The organism is Kitasatospora sp. NPDC001175 (genome assembly GCF_053598215.1).
In genome coordinates, this window is record NZ_JBSFJU010000028.1 from 1 (window position 1) to 21,051 (window position 21,051).

The window sequence follows — 21,051 nt, forward strand, 5'->3', positions numbered from 1 at the left end:
CGGCCGCGGTGACGTTGGCGGCGGCGGCGAGTTCCGCGGGCGGAGCGAAACGGCGCTCCTCCTTGAGCAGGTTGGCCAGGCTCTCGTTGCTCAACGCGCACTCCTCATCGAGTTTCATATGCCGGGAGATCCCGTGCGGCGGGATTGTCCCGTGTGTTCCAGCGCACAGCTCACCAGGCGAACCGCCATGTTGACAAGAGGCAGCTGCTCTCAATTGGTTTAGACCTTTAAGTGGGCCGGCCCGGACGTGCGCTGGCGGCCCCGCCCTCGGGGGCGTTCCATCCGGCTCCCTGGTTGCCAACCGCCGAGCGCCAACCGACGGCTGCTTTCCGTCGACCACCGACCACCGATCACCGATCACCGACTGCGGGCGGGCTGCCACGAGGAGTATTGACGGCTGGTCCGGCGGGTAATCCACTGAAGGTACGGGCTCGTCGTCGTCACTCGCGGGCCCGCTCCTCAACGCAGCGCTCCCGTTCTTGGGGGGATGCACATGCCTGGAACTCCCGCGACCCCCGCTGCCTCGGCCCGCCCCGGGGAGCCCCTACTTCCGCCCCTTCCAGGGGACTTCGCCGTTGTCCGGATGAACGGCCAGGTCGGCCGCCTGATCAGGATCGGACAGTGGCTCAACGGCGATGGATTCGCCGACTTCGAGCACGCCTTTGTCTACCTCGGCGACGGCGAGCTGATGGAGGCCGAACCCGGCGGTGCCCGGGTCGGGCCGCTGACCGAGTACGAAGGCCAGCCGATCCGCTGGTCGACCGACAGGCTCGCGCTGACCGAGGAACAGCGGCAGGCCGTGGTCGCTGCGGCCCGCGGCTACGTCGGGGTCCCCTACAGTGCGGCCGACTACTTCGCGCTCGCCGCACACCACTTCCATCTTCCGATAGGCCTGCTGATCAAGGCCTATGTTGCGGACAGCCGGCACATGATCTGCTCCCAACTGGTCGACCAGTGCTACCGGGACGCCGGCATCCAGTTGTTCCGGGACGGCCGTTGGCCGGGCTACGTCACCCCGGCCGACCTGGCCAATCTGCTATGGCCCTGACCCACTCTGTCCAAGGTCACAACTACGGCCCCGAGCCTCGAACTCGAGGATCCCCTCGGGGGCCGGGCCCGGTTCTGCCCGACCGGGCCCGGCAGGCGCCGGAGGAGGCGCGCGACGTCAGGCTGCCACTGGCCGTTCGTCGTGCTTTTCCTCCGACACGGACACGAACCGGCTCTTCTCCCGGTCCAAGACGTACGCCTGGGCGGTGGCGAAGTCGAAGTACATGCCGACCAGTCGCAGGGTGCCCTCGTTGACCCGGCGTTCCACCGCCGGGTTGGCCAGCAGCTGATCCAACTGCTGGACCACGTTGGTGATGCAGAGCTGCTCCGCGAGGTCGACTACCGGTCGCCCGGCGAACTCGGCCGGTGCCCGCCTCAGCCGGGCCAGCGACCCGCGCCCGTTGCGCAGCCAGCGGGTCAGCGGTGTCGGCGGCCCCGGCTGTTCGTGGACCCCGTCCAGCAGGGCCTTCATGGCGCCGCACCCGGAGTGCCCGCAGATGGTGATGCTGCGGACCTCCAGCACCTCGACGGCGTACTGCACCGCTGCCGCCACCGAGTCGTCGGCGGCCCCCGGCTCGTACGGTGCCGGGACTAGGTTCCCGACGTTCCGTACGGTAAACAGGTCGCCGGGGCCGCTGCTGGTGATCATGCTGGTGACCAGGCGGGAGTCGGCGCAGGTCAGGAAGAGCTGCGAGGGCGCCTGGCCCTCACGCGCGAGCCGGGCAAGTTCGTGGCGGACCAGCGGTGCGGTGTGCTGCTGGAAGCCGCGGACCCCGTCCAGCAGCCGGCCATGCGGGTCCTCGTTGCCCTGCTCGATGCAGTGGTGACGACCCCAGGGTGTCCAGGCCCGGCAGCGGTGCGGGCCCGAGGAGCTGCCGGAGCGAACGGTGCCGTCCGGGTCCAGTACCCCGTCGTCATGCCGCTCCGTCAGCATCGAGACCCGGCCGCCTCCGGCCTGGTGGCCGACCCGCCAGGTGTGCACCTGCTCGTATGCCGCGTGGTCGAGGAACGAGCCGTCGTGGCATACCGTCACCCGGGCCCGCGGGGGGATCAGGGCGAGTGCCCGACTCAGTTTGGGGACAGCGGCGAAGGTGAGCGGGCCATGGGTGCGGACCAGGTACGAGCCGTCGGGCTCTACCGAGACGTCCACATGGGCTCGGGTCAGCCGGTACAGGGCCAGGAGGACGGCCATCGAGCCGCCCAGGGCGACACCGACCAGGACGCCGAGCAGAACCACTCCCAGCACGGTGGTGAGGTAGACGGGGAACTCCCGGTGCCGGTGCACCCGCCGGATGTGCGCGAAGCTCACCATCTGGATGCCGACCACTAGGACCAGCGCGGCCAGCGCCGCCAGTGGGATCCGGCGCAACCCGCCGGCCAGGGCGACCGCGGCCAGAGCCACCCAGACCCCGTGGAGGACGGCGGATTTGCGGCCGACGGCGCCGGCCCGGATGTTGGCGGTGCTGCGGACGGCGCCGCCCGCCACCGGAAGCCCGCCGAGCAGGCCGCTCAGCAGGTTGGCGACGCCTTGCCCGCGCAGCTCGCGGTTGAGGTCGCTCGAGCTGTGGGTCATCCGGTCCACCGCGACGGAGGAGAGCAGCGACTCCACGCTCGCCACGGCCGTCACCGTCAGCGCGGCGGCCAGCAGGACGGGCCAGTGCTGGACGAACACGGCGGGGCTGGGAGGTGAGGCGAGGGCGTGCCGGCTCCAGGCGGGAAGCTCGACCCGGGCCAGGCTCAGCCCGAGGCCCGCGGAGAGCGCGGTACCGCTGGCGACGGCCACCAGGGCGGCGGGAACCCTGGCCAGTGCGCCGCCCAGCCGGCCTGCCGAGCCCGGGAACCGGCCGAGCCGGGGCCAGCCGCAGAGGATGGCGATGGCGACGGCGCCGACCGCGAGCGCGGGCAGATGTGGACCGGAGAGCTGGCCGGGCAGCGCGAGGAGATTGGCCTGTGCGGAGCTCATCGGTGAGCCGCCGAGTACCACGTGCAGTTGGGCGATGGCGATGGTGAGGCCGACGCCGGCCAGCATCCCGTGCACGATCGCGGGTGAGACGGCGAGCGCGGTCCGCGCGACCCGCAGTGAGCCGAGCAGCAGCTGCAGCAGTCCGGCGATCACGGTGACGGCGCAGGTGACCTGCCAGCCGAACCGGGCGATCAGCCCGGCGACGATCACGGTGAGTGCCGCGGAAGGGCCGCTGACCTGGAGCGGAGTACCGCCGAGGAGGCCGACCACCAGACCGCCGACGGCGGCGGCCACCAGGCCAGAGGTGAGCGGGGCGCCGGTGGCCAGGGCGATGCCGAGCGAGAACGGGACGGCGACCAGGAAGACCACCAGGGAGGCGGCGAGGTCGTGCGGCAGGCCGGTGGGCCGCGCCGGGAGGGGGCCGGTGGCCGTGGTTTCCGGTGGCGCGTGGTCGGTGGTGTCGGAGGCGATCGGTGCGGTGGAGATGTCGAGGGTCATGTCTTCCCGTCTTTCCGGGGAGCGAACGCAGTCAGGTCCGGTGGGGGAGCTCGGAGGCGGATCGGCGTGGGTCGCGACGGTACGGCGGGATGGCGTGGGCGCGGCGGGGAGTGTCGCGGGCGGCCCATGAACCATCAAGAATCAGTAAACCGAGAGTAATGAAAGCTTTGCACATGGTGAAATTGAGTGGAAGGAAACGGCCCTGGATTCATTCCTATGGGTGGCGGCCGGGTCTTCCGGGAATACGTCCTGACCTGCGCGAGGGCCGACCGGGCGTCGCCGGGCAGCGCGAAGGCCGGCACCCCCTAGGGATGCCGGCCTTCGCGAGGGCCGATCGGCGCCGGTGTGCGAGCTGGGTCGTCAGGCAGGGGCGGCGTCCAGTTGATCGGTGGCCTGTTCGACGCCGAGTGCGAAGTCCTCGTCGATCTGCGAGGCGAGGTCGATCCCGGTCCTCGCGTTGCCCCAGCTCTCCGCGTTGCGGAGGTGGAAGTGGACGGCCTGCCGGGTGTAGCGCAGCGGGTCGCGCAGTCTGAAGGCCGCGTCGGCCTCCGCCTTGAGCCGGGCGAGCACCTCGCGGTTCGCGGGCTCGAGCGTCCTCAGCTCCGGCTCGGCGCCCTGCTCCAGGTGGCGGACCCAGGTGGACTGGCCGAAGGCGGCGAGCAGGTCGTCGCCCACCTCGCGTCGGAGGAACCCGAGGTCGTCGGGGCTCTGCACCTTGTTGCCGACGACCCGCAGGGCCACGTTGAAGTCCCGCGCGTAGTCCTTGTACTGGCGGTACACCGAGATGCCCTTGCGGGTCGGTTCGGCCACCAGGAAGGTCAGGTCGAAGCGGGTGAACAGGCCGGAGGCGAAGGAGTCCGAGCCCGCCGTCATGTCGGTGACGACGTACTCGTCCGGGCCGTCGACCAGGTGGTTCAGTAGCAGCTCGACCGCGCCGACCTTGGAGTGGTAGCAGGCGACGCCGAGGTCCTCCTCGGCGAAGGCGCCGGTCGCCAGTAGGCGGACCGAGCCCTCGTCGAGTGCGATCGGCCGGGCGCAGGCGGCGTACACCGGGTTCTCCTCGACGATCCGCAGCAGGCGTGAACCCCGGCCGGGCGGCGTGGTTTTGATCATTTCCTCGGCGGAGCCGATCAGCGGGTTGCTGCCGCGTAGGTACTCCTTGATCTGCGGCAGGTGTTCGCCGAGCGCGGGCAGCGCGGCGGTCTGGTCGTCGGTCAGTCCGAGGGTTGTTCCCAGATGTTGGTTGATGTCGGCGTCGACGGCGATGACCGGGCGCCCAGCGGCGGCCAGGTGGCGGATGAACAGCGCCGACAGCGTGGTCTTGCCGCTGCCGCCCTTGCCGACGAAGGCGATCTTCATCTGGGACCCCGACTCTCGCTCGGGCGGGACGTGTGCCGCCGGGATTGTTCTTGGAAATCGTTATCGTCACCGATAGTGGCTATGCTAGCGGCGCGCCGGTGCCCCGCGAGGGCGGGAATCGGGGATTGCCTCAAACGGGTGATGGCGGGGTTGCTGTACCGGCCCCAGCGGGTGGTTCATTACTCTCGGGTAGGTGACCACTGGAACTGATCCCCTCGCCCCGCTGGCAGAGCTCCCCGGGGTGCCCGAGGCTGTTGCCGAGGTGCGCAAGGCCGTGGACCGGCTGTACGGACACCGTGTGATGCGCCGCCGTTCGCCCGAGGTGACTTCGGAGGCCGCACTGCGCGGTGCGCGTGCCTCCGCCGCCCTGGACGGGGCGGACTGGCCGCTGGAGGAGGTGCGCCGCCGCAGCGACTTCGGCGGCGATCCCGGGGCCCGGACGGTCGGCGCCGCGCTGCGGATCTCCGCCGAGGCCGGGCAGCTGCTGAGCGTCTGGCGGCACTCTCCGCTCCAGGTGCTGGCCCGGTTGCACCTGCTGGCGGTCGGGGATGCCGACGAGTCCGCCGGGCGGCCCCGAAGTGCGGGGGAGGGGGTGGCCGAGCTCTTCCCGCTGGAGCTGGCCGCGGTCGAGGGTGTCGAGGAGGCGGTCTCCGGCGCGGTGGAGCTCCCGCCCGCACCGCAGGTCGAGGAGGTCGCGGCGCGCCTCGATCAGCTCTCCCGGCTGCTGGTGGCCCGGGCGGAGGGCGCGGCGAGCGGAACCCCCGCGCTGGTCGTGGCCGCGGTGGTGCACGGCGAGCTGCTCGCGCTGCGGCCGTTCGCCTCGCACAACGGCATGATCGCCCGCGCCGCACAGCGGATCGTCCTGATCTCCGAGGGGCTCGACCCCAAGGCCATCTGCCCGGTGGAAGTCGGTCTCGCGGAGCTGGGCACGGCCGCCTATCAGGAGGCCCTGCGCGGCTACCTTGGCGGCACGCCCGAGGGAATGGCCGCCTGGATCGGGCACTGCGGGAAGGCGCTCCGCCTGGGCGTGCGGGAGAGCACGGCGGTCTGTGAAGCGATGCAGCGCGGCATGGTCTGAGCGACCCGGGCACCGTCCCGGCGCAGAGTTGCGGCGGCACCTGATCCTGCTGGGTGCCGCCGCTGGTACAGGTACCGAGTTACCAAGCATGCACCGTAAGTGCCCATCAGGCGGGGATCCTGCCCGTTCACCTGGTGCGGCGGCCCGACAGCGGGTCGGCTGCATGTGGGTGCCCAGCTATCTGTACGCGGTCCGTGGGCCTGAACTGCGTTGTCGGAACGACCCTCATTGGGTCCTGACCGGGTCTCGCGGGCCGTAACTCATTTCTATCGCGGTTCGACGGAAAGCGGAACCCGAAAAAAGAAGTCTTTGCTGTTTGTCCGTTTCGTCCTGATGGAGTGGTTTGCCGACTGGGCGCGCGGAAACCGACTGGGCGCGTAGACCAGTGCGGCGGCCCCGGTGTGACGTCGCCCGGGGCCGGTCGCATCAAGCGGACGGGCGCCGTCGCTTGGCCGCCGTGTACCAGAGCACCCCGGCCGTCAGCAGTGCGGTGCCGACTGCCACGGCCGTCACCACGGAGCGGCTCGGCGCGCTGAAGTCCGGGAGTCGACGTCGGAGTTCGACCGGGCGGTCGAAGGCCAGGACCGGCCAGTCGCGCGCCAGGGCCTCCTTGCGCAGAGCGCGGTCGGGGTTGACCGCGGAGGGGTGGCCGACCGCCTCGAGCAGCGGCAGATCGGTCGAGGAGTCGCTGTACGCATAGCAGTTGGCCAGGTCGTAGCCCTCGGCATCGGCCAGTTCGCGAATCGCCGCGGCCTTGTTCTCCGCGTAGGCGTAGTACTCGATCTCGCCGGTGTACCTGCCGTCCTCGATCTTCAGCCTGGTGGCGATCACATGGTCCGCGCCGAGTAGCGCGCCGATCGGCTCGACCACTTCGGAGCCCGAACTGCTGACGATCACGACATCGCGGCCGGCCGCATGGTGCTGTTCGATGAGCGAGGCGGCCTCGTCGTAGATGATCGGGTCGATCAGCCCGTGCAGGGTCTCGGCGACGATCTCGCGGACCTGCTGGACGTTCCAGCCCCGGGTGAGTGCGGAGAGGTACTCGCGCATCTTCTCCATCTGGTCGTGGTCCGCGCCGCCCACCAGGAAGACGAACTGGGCGTAGGCGCTCTTCAGCACGGCCCGACGGTTGATCAGTCCGCCCTGGTAGAACGGGCGGCTGAACGCCAGGGCGCTCGACTTGGCAATGATCGTCTTGTCGAGATCGAAGAATGCGGCGGTTCGCACCGCGCCATACTGGCGACGCGAGATGGCTGCAGGTGCCGGTTCAGTGCCGTCCGGTGCGGAACGGAACGCGGAGTTCCCGTCGTGCTCGGCGATGTCGGCGTTCTCGGAGGTGTCCACGGGATCTGAGGATAGAGGGCCCGGCAAAACACCCCGCCATTCGGCGTACTCGCGGGCGTGTGGGTTTGTGTTTCTGGCCGCTCGGGTACACCATGGAAGTCACGGATCGTTCGCGACCGTGCTAACCCGGTCCGGCTCCTCCCCCCCGAGTCGGGCTGTGGATAGACGACCCCCGCTCTCCCCCCCGGCGGGGGTCGTCGCACGTCCGGGGCCATTTTCCGGGCTTCTCGACGATCTCGGGGAAGGCTCGCCGACGGTATTCGCGATGGGCGAGAGCGATCTGCCGGGAGGGCTCATCGGCATTGATCCGTCACTCTCCGTGTCTATTGAGTCTTGGGTGGCGAGACGTGACTCCGCCCCCTGGCTGCGGATCTCGGGTGGGGGCGGGCCGCCGCGTTCCCGGGCTTCTTGGCAGTCTCGCGGGTGTCAATTCTTTGCTCATTAACCCCCCGTGCGGGTGAACAAAGTTATCCACAGACCCGACTTGTCCACAGGTAATCGGGAGGGGGCTGACGGATTCGGCCGCGGCCGCGACCTTGGTGTCCGGGCAGCAGTCGTCTCCGTTCTCGGGGAGGCCGCTGACAACCCACCGGCGGGCGCCGGGGCCATGTCCGGTGCCGGCGCCCGGACAGCACCTCACCGGGGGAGACAGCCATGTCCACACCCACCGCAGACCACCATTCGGCCGACCGGACGGCTCCGTCGGGGCCGCTCATCGTCACCGAGGACGAGTCCCTCGCCGAGAACCTGCTTCGGCTCTGTGTCGCCGCAGGCACCGACCCGCACCTGCTGTGCGGCGTTCCACCGTCCCGAGACCTGTGGGAGAACGCGCCGTTGGTGCTGGTCGGAGACGACCAGGCGGAGCGCTGTGCGGCTCTGGGCCGCCGGGCCGGCGTGCTGCTGCTCGGCCTCGATCTGGACGACTGCGAGGTCTGGGTCAGAGCCGTCAGACTCGGGGCCGAGCACGTCCTGTTCCTCCCCGATGCGCAGGCGTGGCTGCTGGACCGGATCGCCGACGCGGCCGAGGGCGTCGGCCCGCCCGCACTGACCGTCGCCGTGCTCGGCGGCCGCGGCGGGGCCGGCGCCTCGACCCTGGCCTGCGCCCTTGCGATCACCGCGGCCCGCACGGGACACCGCACCATGCTCATTGACGCCGACCCCTTGGGCGGCGGGCTCGACGTGCTGCTCGGTGGCGAGGGTGCGGGTGGCCTGCGCTGGCCCGACCTGGCTGCCTCCCGCGGGCGGGTCAATGGAGCCGAACTAGCTAGAGCGCTACCCGAGTTGCACCGGCTGGCCGCCCTGTCTTGGGATCGCGGCGACACGCTCGCCGTGCCGCCAGAGGCGATGCGCAGCGTGGTCGCCGCGGCCCGTCGCCGCGGGGGGCTGGTCGTTCTCGACCTTCCCCGGCACCTCGACTCGGCCGCCGGGCAGGCACTCGAACAGGCCGACACCGGGCTGCTGGTGGTTCCGGCGGAGCTGCGCGCGATGGCGGCGGCGGACCGGGTGGCCTCCGCCGCCCGGATGCGGCTCTCGGACCTGCGCGCGGTCGTCCGGGTGCCGGGGCCGGCCGGGCTGGCGGCCCCGGAGATCGCCCGTGGGCTCGGGCTGCGGCTGGCCGGTGAGCTGCCACGGGAGCCCGGACTGGGCGTCGACGTCGAGCGGGGAGCACCGCCCGGTACACGCGCGAAAGGACCGCTGGCGCGGTTCTGCGCAGGTTTCCTGAACGAAGCGATGCCGCCGGTTCCGGCGGATGGAGGGGGTGTGCTGTGACAGGTCGTCTGAGGGGGTCGAGCCGGCCGGGGGAGTGCGACAGGACCACGACCGGCCCGCACCGGCGGCCGCTCGGCCCCGGTATGCGCCTCGGTGGCCGGCCGCACCGGCCGGGCCGGGCCGACACGGGGTATGCGGACCCGAGTCGAGCGGAGGCGGGCGGGCGAGGCCGGAGCGAAAGGGGTCAGGACGCCGGGCTGGACGCGGAAGCGGCGGCCGGCTCCGGGCCGCAGCTCGGGCGCGAGCGGCCCGGTGGAGCGGAGCCGGAGGGGCTGGGGCGGACCGGGGCGGCGGTGGTCCGCGGGCGGACCGATCCGCGAGCCGTGGCCTTGCTCGACGCCGTGCGGCTGCGGCTGGCCGAAGCCGGTGCACAGCCCACCGCGAGGTCGGTGGCGGCGGCAGTACGGGCCGCCAGGCCGCCGCTGGGCGGTGACGATGTCCTCGACGCGGTGCGGGTGCTCCGCTCGGAGCTGGTCGGCGCCGGGCCGCTCGACCAGCTGCTGGGTGAGCCGGATGTGACCGATGTCCTGGTGAACGGTCCCGACGAGGTGTGGATCGACCGGGGAGCCGGGCTGCAGCGGGTGTCCGGCATCCGGTTCCCCGACGCCGCCTCGGTGCGCCACCTGGCGCACCGGCTGGCGACTGCGGCCGGTCGACGTCTCGACGACGCCAGGCCATGGGTCGACGCCCGGCTGCCGAACGGGACACGCCTGCATGCCGTGCTGCCACCGATCGCCGCCGGGTGCACCCACATCTCGCTCCGGATCTCCCGTTCCCGGCCGTTCACCCTGACGGAGCTGGTATCCGGTGGCACGCTGCCCCAGGCCGGAGCGGACCTGCTCCTGGCGCTGCTGAACGCCAGGCTCTCGTTCCTGATCGCCGGTGGGACCGGCACGGGGAAGACCACCTTGCTCGCGGCCCTGCTGGGGCTGGTCGGGCCGGGGGAGCGGATCGTGCTGGCCGAGGACTCGGCCGAACTCCGGCCGGACCACCCCCATGTGGTGCGGCTCCAGGGCAGGCCTCCGAATCAGGAGGGGCTCGGTGAGCTGACCCTGCGGGATCTCGTCCGGCAGGCGCTGCGCATGCGGCCGGACCGCCTGGTGGTTGGTGAGGTCCGAGGGGCCGAGGTGGTCGACCTGCTGTCCGCGCTCAACACCGGTCACGAGGGCGGCTGCTGCACGGTTCATGCCAATACCGCGACCGATGTCCCGGCCAGGCTGGAGGCGCTCGGCTCGCTCGCCGGCCTGGACCGACTCTCCCTGCACAGCCAATTGCGCGCAGCCCTCGATGTGATCATCCACTTGGTGCGTGAGTCGCACACCGGGCTGCGCCGGGTCGCCGAGATCCACATGCTCACGGGCGACGAGCGAGGGCTCGCGACGACCACGTCGGCGGTCACGTTCACGGCCGACGGTGCTTGTGAGCCGGGTCCCGGCTGGGACCGGCTGCGGCAGCGCTGTGCGGTCCGAGGGGTGGAGCTGCCGGGGAGCATCCGATGAACGTGCGGCAGATCGAGATCCTCTGGGCGCTGCTCCTGTGCGCCGCCGCGTTCGGTGCCTGGCGGCTGCTGCAGTCGGCCAGGAAGGGGTTGCAGTGATCAGCGGCCAGCTGTTCTGGGTGGTCGGAACGATCGGCGCGGTGGCCGGATTCCGGTCGACTCTGGGGCGCAGGACGCGAGCGGCCGAGCGGGTACGAGGTCTCTTCGGCAGGGCGGCAGGAGGTGGACGTCGCGACCTGGCACACGGCCTCCTGGCTAGGGCCCGGTCGGGCTGGCTTGGCCGACTGGCTCCGGAACTCCTCGTGCTGCCGGTCGGGTTGGCATTCGGACTGCACGTGAGGTCGCCAGTACCACTGGTGGTGGCGACTGTTGCCGTGGTGCCGCTGCGGCGGTGGCGGCACCGCCGTCGGTTGGCGGCGGAGGCGCGCACGCGGGCGACAGCGGTGATCGAGCTCTGCACCGGCCTGGCCGCCGAGTTGCGCGCGGGAGCGACGGCGGACCAGGCGCTGGGCTCGGTGATCGTCCGTACGTCCCTGTGGGCGGGGTTGGGAGCGGAGCCTGCCGCCCGGTTGGCCGCCGGCCGGTACGGCGCCGACATCCCCGCCGCACTCAGATTCGTGGCGGAGTTGCCCGGCGGGCAAGGCGCGGCGGCCGTCGCAGCCTGTTGGGAGGTGACCGCGGAGAGCGGAACCGGCCTGGCCGCGGGTCTGGACCAACTCGCCGACGCGTTGCGGGCCGAGCGGGCCTTGAACGAGGAGATCGCCGGAGAGCTGGCCGGGCCGCGGACGACCATCGTGGTACTCGGTGCACTGCCACTGATCGGGCTGCTGCTGGGTGCCGCGCTCGGCGCGAAGCCCATACAGGTCCTGCTGCACAGGCCGATCGGCCTGGGATGCCTTGTCATCGGGGCGCTGTTGGAGGCGGCCGGGCTGGCGTGGACGGCCCGGATCGTGCGGGCTGCTGAGGCCGCCGGGGGCTTGCCGGCCCGAGGGGGACCAGTGGGCCGCCCGGAGCCGCCTGCTCGCCGGCCGGTGGTGGAGCCGGACCCGGCGCGGGACGAAGCGGCGACTCGCGACGCGGGGGGTCGCCGAAGAGCAACGGACGTGCAGGGGTGCGCGATTGAGTGCGGGATCTCAAGGAGTCGGGCCGGCCGGGCGGAGGTGGGGTGGTGAGCGTGGGAGTTCCGGTGTTGTCGTTCGCCTTGTCGGTCGTGGTGATGGCGGCTGTCGGGGAGGTGGCCGGGGTGGGACGGCGCCGGGTCGCCCGGCGTCGGGCCGGCCGATGGATCGCCCGTGCCTCTGGTGCGGAGGCCGGCCTTCAAGGCCATCATGGCCTGGGGAAACGCCGATGGTCGGTGCATGGGCTCCACCGAGCAGGTCGAAGCTCGTCGACGCGGACTTGGCGAACCCGCGCGACCGAACTGGCGGGAGCCGAGTGGACGGCACCGGTCGTGGTGGGGGTCGGTGCGGCGGCTGTGGTCGGTGGCCCGGTCGGACTATCGGCCGGAGTCCTGCTTGCCCTCGCCGCGAAGCGGTGGCTGCCGCGGGTGCGCTCTCCGGCCGAGCGGCGGACCGCTCTGGAACAGGAGCAGTTGTCCCGGCAACTGCCATTGACCGCCGAACTGTTGGCCGCCTGTCTCGGTTCCTGCTCCTCGCCGGGCGAGGCTGCCGTGGCGGTGGCGGCGAGCGTGAGCGCGCCGATGAGCGACCGGCTGGCGGGGGTGGCGGCCGAGCTGTCGCTCGGAGCACCGCCGGAGGTCTGCTGGGAGAGGCTCGGCGCGGACTGTCCGACACTCGCCCCGCTGGCTCGGTGTCTGGTGCGGACGAGCACCAGCGGTTCGCCGCCGGCCGCACCCCTCATCGGACTGGCCCAGACCCAGCGGGAGGCCGTCCGCCGGGCCGCGCACGTCCGTGTCCGCCGGGCCGGGGTGCTTGCCACCGCTCCACTGGGCGTCTGCTTCCTGCCCGCATTCATCCTGATCGGGGTCGTTCCCGTGGTCATCGGGTTGACCTCGCTCTTCGCCAAACGAATCTGACTTGATGTCAGATTTCTTCGCCCTCGGACATCGTCGAGGACGAACTCACGGAACAGGTCCGGACACGTGGAACAAGCCCCGAGTGAGGGACCAAGCCCCAACTCGCGGAACCGCTGCGAACTCACGGAACAAGTCGAAGGAGATCTGCCATGACCGTTTCCATCGCGGTTGCGACCGGCCGACGGCGCGTCCGCTCCATCCCGCCGGCCCGGAGGGTGCGGAGGTGGCTGTCCGCGCGGCTGAGGAGACTGCGCGGGGCGCGGAGCGACGCGGGAATGTCGACGGCCGAGTACGCCATCGGGACGGTCGCCGCGTGTGCGATCGCTGCGGCGCTCTACAAGTTGGTGACCAGTGGGGTGTTCACCGATGCGTTCACCGAACTGGTCAACCGGGCGTTCCATGTCATCTGACCCGCCCGGGCGGCGGGTTCTCCGACCGGGCGGACGGTGCGGCCGAACTCCGCGGGGGCACGACGTCAGGACGGCCGGGGACGGCGGGTTCGTGACAGCCGAGACCGCCGTCGCACTCCCGGCCCTGGTGTTCCTGGCGGCCGTGCTGATGTGGGGAGTTGTGGCGGCGGCTGCCCAGATCCGGTGCGTGGACGCCGCGCGGATCGGGGCGAGAGCGGCCGCACGCGGTGACGCGAACGCCACTGAGCTGGCACAAGCCGCGGCACCGGCCGGGGCTGCCGTCCAGGTCTCCCGGGACGGCGAGACGGTACGGGTGGCGATCGACGCACCCTGCCCGGGGCCCGGGCGTCTCGCGGCGGCTCTCACGGTCCGGCTGGGGGCATCGGCGGTGGCGGCCCGCGAGGACATCATCGGTAAGGCGGAGGGCGGTGGATGATGGCGGTCCGAGCACTGGGCCCGTACGTTCCCCGCGATCCCCGTTCCTGCGGCTGGACCGGGTTCGGTGGGATCAGGTTCGGCCAGGCCGGTTTCGGCGGGCCCGGGTTCGCCGAGGTCGGGGCGGGCGGATCGCTCAGGTCGCCTCGGGTGGCCAGGTCGGCAGAACTGCTCAGGTCGGCTGACCCGGCCGGCCCGGTCGTTACGGAGCCGGCTCCGACAGGACCCCCGTCTACCGCACCGCGCCCACCAAGCTCCACCGAGCCGACCGCCGCCGCACCGTGCCCCGCCATGCCACTCGCCACCCCCGACGCCGGTTCGGCGACTGTCTGGCTGGTGACGCTGATGATGCTGGGCTGCGTGGTCTTCGCCGCCAGCCTGGTCGTCGGGTCGGTGGTGGCCGCGCGGCACCGCGCGGAGTCGGCGGCGGATCTCGCCGCTCTCGCTGCCGCCGATCGACTCCTGCTGGACCCGGACGGCGGCTGCGGCTGGGCCTCCCGGATCGCGGACGAGCACCGGGCGGCGCTGGTGTCCTGCTCGGTGGATCCGGGCGCGGATGCCGTCACGGTGACCGTCGAGGTCGAAGTGCCCCGCGGGGGGTTGCCGTTTCCGGTCGGTCCGGCTCAGGCCCGGGCCAGGGCCGGACCGGTCTGGTCCTGGGGAGCAGACGAGTCCGAGCCGCCACGGCCCACGGCCGATCCGGTGGCGGAGAGCTCGGCCGGTGGCGGCCCTGCGAAGGCCGGACCGCCGGGGGCGCTACACCTGCGCGTGACGCGCACGCCCCACCCGCCGGTGACAGGTGATGCGCCAGCGGCGGCTCAGCCGTCACCCCCGGCCGAGGCGCCCTGCCCCGGAGCCCCGGCGAGCAGGACATCCAGGAGTCTCACGGCTGCCGCCTTGTCGAGCGGGTCGTTGCCGTTCCCGCACTTGGGGGACTGCACGCACGACGGGCAACCCCGCTCGCACTCGCACGCCGCGATCGCGTCCCGGGTCGCCGTCAGCCACTGCCCCGCCCGTCGGAACCCCCGTTCGGCGAAGCCGGCGCCGCCGGAGTGCCCGTCGTACACGAACACCGTCGGCAGCTGGGTGTCGGGATGGAGCGGCACGGACACGCCGCCGATGTCCCAGCGGTCGCAGGTGGCGAAGAGCGGGAGCAGGCCGATGGAGGCGTGCTCCGCCGCGTGCGCGGCGCCCGGGAGCTGGTCGAACGGGATCTCCGCGTCGAACAGCTGGTCCTCCGTAACGGTCCACCAGACCGCTCGGGTGCGCAGTGTCCTGGGCGGCAGGTCAAGCTTGCTCTCGCCGAGGACCTCGCCGGTGGCGATGCGCTTCCGCAGGTACCCGACCACCTGGTTGACCACCTCGACCGAGCCGAAGCAGAGCCGCGCTTCACCCCACTCGACGGTGGTGTCGGTGCCGAGGATGGCGATGGAGGTGATGTCCCGAGCGGATGTCGTGTAGGGCGGGTCCGCCTGTTCGACCACGGCCACGGAGGTCTCCAGGTCGAGGTCCTGCACCAGGTACGTACGGCCCTGGTGCAGGTGGACCGCGCCGGTGTGCACGGTGGTGTGGGCGGCGGCCGCGTCCACGGTGCCGAGCAGCCGGCCGGTGCGTCCCTCGACGATCTGCACCGCGCTGCCGCCACTGCCGCGCAGGTCGACCGCGTCGGCGGCGCGCTCACGCCGGGTCCAGTACCAGGCCTTGGCACCGCGTCGGCGCAGCAGCCCGCGTTGCTCCAGTACCGGGAGCAACTGGGCGGTGGAGGGACCGAACAAGTCGAGGTCGCTCTCACCGAGCGGGAGTTCGGCCGCCGCCGCGCACAGGTGCGGGGCCAGGATGTGGGGGTTGTCGGGGTCGAGCACGGTGGCCTCGACGGGGTTGGCGAACAGGGCCTCCGGGTGGTGCACGAGGTAGGTGTCCAGCGGGTCGTCCCGGGCGATCAGCATGGCAAGTGCACCCTGGCCCTCTCGTCCCGCCCGCCCGGCCTGCTGCCAGAGCGAGGCCCTGGTGCCCGGGTAGCCGGCCATCAGGACGGCGTCCAGACCGGAGACGTCGACGCCGAGTTCGAGGGCGGAGGTGGAGGCGAGACCGAGCAGCCGCCCGGAGTACAGGTCGCGTTCCAGGGAGCGACGTTCCTCGGCGAGGTAGCCCCCGCGGTAGGCGGCGACGCGGGCGGCAAGGGGTGGGCCGAGCTGCTCCTGGGCTTGCAGGGCGACCAGCTCGGCGGCGCGGCGCGACCGGACGAACACCACCGTCCGGGTTCCGGCGCCGACCAGGTCGGTGAGCAGATAGCCGGCCTCGGCGGTGGCGGTACGGCGCACCGGCGCGCCGTGTTCGCCGACGTTCTCGGTGAGCGGCGGCTCCCACAGCGCGAAGACCAGCGGACCGCGCGGTGACGCATCCTCGGTCACCGCCACGGCCGGGAGGCCGGTGAGCCGCTCGGCGGTGGCCGCCGGATCGGCGGTGGTGGCCGATGCGAGCAGGAACACCGGCTCTGAGCCGTACTGGGCGCACAGCCGCCGCAACCGTCGCAACACCTGGGCGACGTGCGAGCCGAAGACACCGCGGTAGCTGTGGCACTCGTCGATCACGACGTACTTCAGCGTCTTGAGGAAGGAGGACCAGCGTGTGTGGCCGGGGAGGATACCCCGGTGCAGCATGTCCGGGTTGGTGAGCACGTACGAGGCGTACTGGCGGACCCACTCGCGTTCCTCGGGCGGCGTGTCGCCGTCGTAGAGGGCCGGGCGGACCCGGTCCGGGGCGAGTTCGGCGGCGCGTCTGCGCTGGTCGGCGGCCAGAGCCTTGGTCGGGGCCAGGTAGAGGGCGGTCGCACCGCGCCCGTTCGGGGCCTCGGTGCCGTCCAGCAGATCACTGAGGACCGGCGCCAGATAGCCGAGCGACTTGCCCGAGGCGGTCCCGGTGGCAATCACCACGCTTTGGCCGTTCTTGGCCAGATTCATCGCCTCGGCTTGGTGCGCCCAGGGCAGTTCGACGCCCAGGGGCCGGGCGGCGGCCACGATTTCCGGGCGGATGCCGTCCGGCCACGGCGAAAAGCATGCCTGACGGGCTGGCAACTGCTCCGTATGGGTGAGGCGGTCGGAACGGGACCGGCTACCGGCGAGGGCGGTCAACAGGGCTTCGGGCGCGCGATGGTGGGGCGGCATGAGGACCCAGTGTGTCACCGGCGTGACGGAGAATCGCTCCAAGCCATCGTGCGGGCATGGTCACAGGTGGTTGAATGAAGCCGTGACGGCCGCATGGCCGAGGGTCGCAACGCCGGGGTTCCATTTGCCGTGGCGGTGTGCCCGCTCTGCGGCCAAGCGATGGCGGCCGACCGGCCGAGGTTGCAATGACGTAGCAAGGCAAGGTGCTGGAGGTTCCGTGGACCTGTCCCTGTCGACCCACACGATCGGCGACCGCACGGTTGTCGAGGTCGGTGGCGAGATCGATGTGTACACCGCCCCCAAGCTGCGCGAGCAGCTGGTCGAGCTCGTCAACGACGGTAACTACCACCTGATCGTCGACATGGAGGGCGTTGACTTCCTCGACTCGACCGGTCTGGGCGTCCTTGTCGGCGGCCTGAAGCGGGTCCGGGCACACGAGGGTTCGCTGCGTCTGGTGTGCAACCAGGAGCGCATCCTCAAGATCTTCCGGATCACCGGCCTGACCAAGGTCTTCCCGATCCACAACTCGGTCGAGGAAGCGGTCTCCGCGACCGACTGATCCACCTTCGACACGCCGATGTGAGCAGACCGGCGGGGCGACCGTGCCTCGCCGGCTGTGCGGGACCGGGAACGGACCCGGTGCCGCAATGAGCGGTGAGGTGTTGGGGAGCTACCCCGGAGGGGGAGAGATGGCAACCGTCGAACTTCGATTCAGTCCGCTTCCCGAGCACGTGCGCACGGCCCGGCTGGTGGCCGCGGCTGTGGCGAGACGTGCCGGTGTCGATGAGTCGGTGCTCGACGAGGTGCGACTCGCGGTCGGCGAGGCCTGCTCGCGCGCGGTCGGGCTGCACCGCCGTGGCGGCGTCGACGGAGCGGTACGGGTCGCTCTGATTGACCAGGAGAAGCGTTTCTTCATCGAGGTGGAGGATGAGGCCGGTCCAGCCGGAATGCCCGCCTCCGATCGAGACGCGGGGGCCGATGCCGACGAGGACGCACTCGGCCTCGCGGTGATCACCGGCCTGGTCGAGGACGTCGAGGTGACCAGCGGCGCCGACGGCGGCCTGATCCGGATGAGCTGGCCGATGCCCGACCCGGCGACCGACGACTGAGCCCTGCGGTTCCCGATCCCGATCTGCCCAGCTCCCGGTCGCCCCGATTTCGGCTGCCCGTGTCGCTCTGCCCGGGCTCACGCTCACACGGGTTCACGCTGTTTGGCTCCCGTCTGCCCGGGTTCACTCTGCCTGTTCCTGCCTGCCCGGGTGCGTGGCGTCCGGATGCACCCCGTGGGCGGCCGGGCAGGCGCCGGCAACTCTGTGGTCGACACACCGAGGAGGCCGGCGCCCGGCAGGTCGTAGAGCCCGGCACGCTTGCGTTCCGGACCGGCGGCGACGGCCCGGTGCGGCCCTACGAGCCCACGCCGACCTCGCGCGGCGACGAGTGCCGGCTGGCTGGTGCCTGCAAGATCCTTGGTGTGTCGGACCCGGAGTGTCGGCCGGTGACCGTAGGTACTGCGTACCGTCCGGAGTGCGGACCCGATCCGGGTCGGGTGGGCCTGACCGGCACCCGTTGTCCCAGCCGTCTGCCCTTGCCGAACTGTCCTCTAGGGCCGTGGGGGGCCGGGCGCCTGCGGGCCGAACGCGTGGCCGTGTAGGTTCGCAGGTCGATGACCGACACCGAAAGGGCCTTCCCGGTGAAGAAGCGACTGCTGACCGTATCCGCGCTCGGTGCGCTGCTGGCGTTCGGCGCCGTCGGGTGCGGTGGCGACGACAACAGCGCCTCGCTCAACAACTGGGCGAAGAACGTCTGCGATGGCGCGCAGGGCCCGATCGGGAAGTCCAGCGACGCCCTCGCCGACACCGGCAGGGTCAAGCAGGGTGAGGCCCCGGTGGACCTCCAGAAGCGACTGTCGACCGATCTCGCGGTGCTCGCGACCGCCAACCAGCAGCTGGCCGACGCGATTAACAAGGCAGGCGCGCCGAAGGTGAGCGACGGCGCGAAGCTGCAGCAGGGGGCCGTGGACGAGCTCAAGCAGGCCACCCAGGGCTACCTCGACGTCCAGAAGAAGCTGAACGTGCTGGACAACGCCGACCAGGCGCGGTTCGCGGACGGCCTCAGGAGCATCGGCGACCAGATCCAGCGGCTGGCCCAGCAGTCCACCTCCGCGCTGAAGAACGTCCAGAGCGGCGACCTCGGGGTGGCGATCAGCAAGCAGCCGGGTTGCAAGGCGAAGCCCGGTGCGGGAGCGGCGAGCGGAGGGCCGTCGGGCGGGGCGGCCGGTGCGCCCACCGGTGCCGTGACCGGTGCCCCAGGCGCCGGTTCCTCGGACCACGGCGGATCGCGGAGCGGCTCCCCGGAGGCCTCCCCGACCGACTCCCCGTCGGTCGCCGCGTCCAGTGCGGCTCCCACGGACGGCGCTGCGGACACGGCCGCCGCGTCGCCGTCGGCCTCCTCGTCCGGCAACTGAGCGGGCTGGCGGGTAACCCGATCCAGCAGCCTGACAGCAGTCGCATCAGTCGTCCGGCGGCCTACCGGTCAGGTAGCCGTCCGGGGCGGCGCCGACGGTCCGGCGGCTGAGCAGTTCGCCAGCCGGGCATCCGGCGACCGGCTGTTCCGGGCACACCGGCTGCCCCGGGAACGGTGCCGCGACGGCAGCGGTGCCGCGCGGTCGGGGTGGTGAGGGACGGGGGACAATGGGCCGGTGACCAGTAGCCCCGTTCTTGACCTCGGCCGCCTCGCGAAGCTCCGTGAGGCGCTGCTCGCCGCCTCGTACACCGCCGACGGCTGCCTCGACCTGCTCGGGCCGGCCGGCTACGCGGCACTGGCCCGCAGCGAGGCGGTGCCCGCGCTGCGTGCGACCCGTGGCGGGAGCCCATTGGAGACGCTGGTGCGGCTCTTCCTGCTCCAGCGGCCGGTCCCGTACGCAGCGGCGGCTGCGGCCCTGCCGGTCGAGGACTGCCTGACGGACGGCTGGCTGATCCGCGACGGCGAGACCGTGCGGGCCACCGTGGACGTTCGCCCGTACGCGAACGAGGTCGCGGGGCTGCCGAGCGCGGATGCCTGGGTGGTGTCCGACCTCGGGTGCGCGGTCGGTGGCGCGGGCGGCATCGGTTCGGGAGAGACCGCACACGGAGTGGCCCGTAAGGACCTGGTGCTCGGTGTCGGCGGCGCGTCCACCACGCTGGCGAACCTCGCCGTACGGCGGCCGGTGCGGGAGGCGCTGGACCTCGGCTCGGGCTCCGGGGTGCAGGCGCTGCACGCCGCCCGGCACGCCCAGCGGGTCACCGCCACCGACCTCAACCCCCGCGCGCTGCACTTCACTCGACTGACCCTGGCCCTCTCCGGGTTCGAGAACGTCGAGGTGGCCGAGGGTAGCCTGTTCGAGCCGGTGGGCGACCGGAAGTTCGACCTGATCGTCTCCAATCCGCCGTTCGTGATCTCGCCCGGCAGCCGCTTCGTCTACCGCGACGGCGGGATGGCCGGGGATGACCTCTGCCGCAGTCTGGTCCGGGGCGCGGCCGCGCACCTGGAGCCGGGCGGGTACTGCCATCTGCTGGCCAACTGGCAGCACGTCAAGGGCGAGGACTGGCACGACCGCCTGGCGGGCTGGGTGGCGGGTACCGGGCTGGACGCCTGGGTGGTGCAGCGAGAGGTCCAGGACATCGCCCAGTACGCCGAGCTGTGGCTGCGGGACGGCGGCGACCACCGTGGTTCCGGCTCCGACTACCAGACCCGCTACGAGGAGTGGCTGGAGACCTTCGAGGCCGCGGGCGTCGAGGGCATCGGCTTCGGCTGGATCACCCTGCGGGCCGGCGGTGCGGCCCGGCCCGCCGTACGGATCGAGGAGTGGCCGCACCCGGTGGAGCAGCCGCTCGGCCCGCACATCGAGAGCTGGTTCGCGCGCCAGGACTTCCTGCGGACGCACGATGACGCGGCCCTGCTCGCAGCGCGCTACCTGCTGGCCGACGAGGTGGTCCAGGAGCAGGTCGGCGCGCCCGGGGCGGAGGACCCGGAGCACGTGATCCTCCGTCACAACCGCGGTATGCGGCGGGCGACCAAGGTGGACACGGTCGGCGCGAGCTTCGTCGGGGTGTGCGACGGAACGCTCACGGCTGGCGAGATCATCGACGCGATCGCGCACCTGCTCGGTGAGGACCGGGTGGTGCTGCGCGACCGGACGCCCGAGTCGCTGCGCCTGCTGACCGAGCAGGGTTTCATCAACCCGGTGATCTGAGGCGGCACTTGGCCGCAGGGGCGTCCCTGTGGCCAAGTCCGGGCCCATGGTGGGTCCAGTCGGAGGCCGGCCCGGTCTGGCTTGGTCCGGTTGCGGCTGGTGAAGGCGCACGCGGCGGGTGATCGAGCCGGACCCTCCGGCCGTGGTCCGGCGCCCTCTACCGGCGCAGTTGCCACGGGAACTACTTCCTGATCAAGGTCGACTCCGGTGGCCAGATCG

Annotated in this window: 16 protein-coding genes and 1 pseudogene; 13 read left to right on the plus strand and 4 right to left on the minus strand. The window is 71.8% G+C overall.

Annotation, left to right across the window (positions count from 1 at the left end):
• The first annotated feature begins 583 nt into the window (after positions 1-583).
• Positions 584-1,048, plus strand: a complete 465-nt coding sequence (locus ACWDAK_RS20980) for a hypothetical protein (protein WP_344635085.1) — start codon at positions 584-586, stop codon at positions 1,046-1,048.
• A 117-nt stretch (positions 1,049-1,165) separates the two neighbouring features.
• Here the strand turns inward: ACWDAK_RS20980 and ACWDAK_RS20985 are convergent, their stop codons facing one another.
• Together ACWDAK_RS20985 and ACWDAK_RS20990 are read right to left on the minus strand one after the other, a co-directional pair.
• Positions 1,166-3,508, minus strand: a complete 2,343-nt coding sequence (locus ACWDAK_RS20985) for a SulP family inorganic anion transporter (RefSeq protein WP_344635084.1) — start codon at positions 3,506-3,508, stop codon at positions 1,166-1,168.
• A gap of 360 nt (positions 3,509-3,868) precedes the next feature.
• Positions 3,869-4,867, minus strand: coding sequence for a nucleotide-binding protein (locus tag ACWDAK_RS20990; protein WP_344635083.1), 999 nt, complete (start codon positions 4,865-4,867; stop codon positions 3,869-3,871).
• A 193-nt stretch (positions 4,868-5,060) separates the two neighbouring features.
• Between ACWDAK_RS20990 and ACWDAK_RS20995 the strand changes: the two genes are divergently transcribed.
• Positions 5,061-5,945: a Fic family protein gene (locus tag ACWDAK_RS20995; RefSeq protein WP_344635082.1), complete on the plus strand. Its 885-nt coding sequence runs from the start codon at positions 5,061-5,063 to the stop codon at positions 5,943-5,945.
• 426 nt (positions 5,946-6,371) lie between these two features.
• On the opposite strand, the gene ACWDAK_RS21000 is transcribed toward ACWDAK_RS20995, so the two are convergent.
• Positions 6,372-7,196, minus strand: coding sequence for an HAD family hydrolase (locus ACWDAK_RS21000; RefSeq protein WP_344635111.1), 825 nt, complete (start codon positions 7,194-7,196; stop codon positions 6,372-6,374).
• 747 nt (positions 7,197-7,943) lie between these two features.
• Between ACWDAK_RS21000 and ssd the strand changes: the two genes are divergently transcribed.
• The 7 genes and pseudogenes from ssd to ACWDAK_RS21035 form a co-directional block, all read left to right on the plus strand.
• Positions 7,944-9,059 carry a septum site-determining protein Ssd gene (gene ssd, locus ACWDAK_RS21005; protein WP_344635081.1) on the plus strand — a complete coding sequence of 372 codons (1,116 nt, stop codon included), beginning with the start codon at positions 7,944-7,946 and terminating at the stop codon, positions 9,057-9,059.
• 323 nt (positions 9,060-9,382) lie between these two features.
• A complete protein-coding gene (locus ACWDAK_RS21010) occupies positions 9,383-10,558 on the plus strand; it encodes a TadA family conjugal transfer-associated ATPase (RefSeq protein ID WP_427395443.1) in 1,176 nt (391 codons plus the stop codon).
• A 355-nt stretch (positions 10,559-10,913) separates the two neighbouring features.
• On the plus strand, positions 10,914-11,729 hold the full coding sequence (locus ACWDAK_RS21015) for a type II secretion system F family protein (protein ID WP_344635079.1): 816 nt from the start codon (positions 10,914-10,916) through the stop codon (positions 11,727-11,729).
• Positions 11,730-12,103: 374 nt separating this feature from the next.
• Positions 12,104-12,592, plus strand: coding sequence for a type II secretion system F family protein (locus tag ACWDAK_RS21020; protein ID WP_344635078.1), 489 nt, complete (start codon positions 12,104-12,106; stop codon positions 12,590-12,592).
• Positions 12,593-12,741: 149 nt separating this feature from the next.
• Positions 12,742-13,002, plus strand: coding sequence for a DUF4244 domain-containing protein (locus tag ACWDAK_RS21025; RefSeq protein WP_427395442.1), 261 nt, complete (start codon positions 12,742-12,744; stop codon positions 13,000-13,002).
• 91 nt (positions 13,003-13,093) lie between these two features.
• A complete protein-coding gene (locus ACWDAK_RS21030; protein WP_344635076.1) occupies positions 13,094-13,438 on the plus strand; it encodes a TadE family type IV pilus minor pilin in 345 nt (114 codons plus the stop codon).
• A gap of 290 nt (positions 13,439-13,728) precedes the next feature.
• Positions 13,729-14,073, plus strand: a pseudogene (locus tag ACWDAK_RS21035) (Rv3654c family TadE-like protein); the annotation flags it as partial.
• A gap of 182 nt (positions 14,074-14,255) precedes the next feature.
• Here ACWDAK_RS21035 and ACWDAK_RS21040 read toward each other — a convergent pair.
• Positions 14,256-16,601 (minus strand): DEAD/DEAH box helicase, encoded by a 2,346-nt coding sequence (locus ACWDAK_RS21040; protein ID WP_427395441.1) that lies wholly within the window; start codon positions 16,599-16,601, stop codon positions 14,256-14,258.
• A 217-nt stretch (positions 16,602-16,818) separates the two neighbouring features.
• On the opposite strand from ACWDAK_RS21040, the gene ACWDAK_RS21045 reads away from it, so the two are divergent.
• The 4 genes from ACWDAK_RS21045 to ACWDAK_RS21060 all read left to right on the plus strand — a co-directional run bounded on the left by ACWDAK_RS21045 (position 16,819) and on the right by ACWDAK_RS21060 (position 20,832).
• Positions 16,819-17,160: an STAS domain-containing protein gene (locus ACWDAK_RS21045; RefSeq protein WP_045299370.1), complete on the plus strand. Its 342-nt coding sequence runs from the start codon at positions 16,819-16,821 to the stop codon at positions 17,158-17,160.
• Positions 17,161-17,290: 130 nt separating this feature from the next.
• Positions 17,291-17,710, plus strand: coding sequence for an ATP-binding protein (locus tag ACWDAK_RS21050; RefSeq protein ID WP_344635074.1), 420 nt, complete (start codon positions 17,291-17,293; stop codon positions 17,708-17,710).
• Between the two features lie 554 nt (positions 17,711-18,264).
• Positions 18,265-19,065, plus strand: a complete 801-nt coding sequence (locus tag ACWDAK_RS21055) for a hypothetical protein (protein WP_344635073.1) — start codon at positions 18,265-18,267, stop codon at positions 19,063-19,065.
• Between the two features lie 234 nt (positions 19,066-19,299).
• A complete protein-coding gene (locus ACWDAK_RS21060; protein WP_344635072.1) occupies positions 19,300-20,832 on the plus strand; it encodes a DUF7059 domain-containing protein in 1,533 nt (510 codons plus the stop codon).
• The last annotated feature ends 219 nt before the right edge of the window (positions 20,833-21,051 follow it).

What these genes read in the sequence shown, in the direction of transcription:
- ACWDAK_RS20980 (WP_344635085.1), top strand. Translation starts at nt 584, where the DNA reads ATGAACGGCCAGGTCGGCCGCCTGATCAGGATCGGACAGTGGCTCAAC.
- ACWDAK_RS20985 (WP_344635084.1), bottom strand. Translation starts at nt 3,508, where the DNA reads ATGACCCTCGACATCTCCACCGCACCGATCGCCTCCGACACCACCGAC.
- ACWDAK_RS20990 (WP_344635083.1), bottom strand. Translation starts at nt 4,867, where the DNA reads ATGAAGATCGCCTTCGTCGGCAAGGGCGGCAGCGGCAAGACCACGCTG.
- ssd (WP_344635081.1), top strand. Translation starts at nt 7,944, where the DNA reads ATGTCCACACCCACCGCAGACCACCATTCGGCCGACCGGACGGCTCCG.
- ACWDAK_RS21025 (WP_427395442.1), top strand. Translation starts at nt 12,742, where the DNA reads ATGACCGTTTCCATCGCGGTTGCGACCGGCCGACGGCGCGTCCGCTCC.
- ACWDAK_RS21040 (WP_427395441.1), bottom strand. Translation starts at nt 16,601, where the DNA reads ATGCCGCCCCACCATCGCGCGCCCGAAGCCCTGTTGACCGCCCTCGCC.
- ACWDAK_RS21050 (WP_344635074.1), top strand. Translation starts at nt 17,291, where the DNA reads ATGGCAACCGTCGAACTTCGATTCAGTCCGCTTCCCGAGCACGTGCGC.
- ACWDAK_RS21055 (WP_344635073.1), top strand. Translation starts at nt 18,265, where the DNA reads ATGACCGACACCGAAAGGGCCTTCCCGGTGAAGAAGCGACTGCTGACC.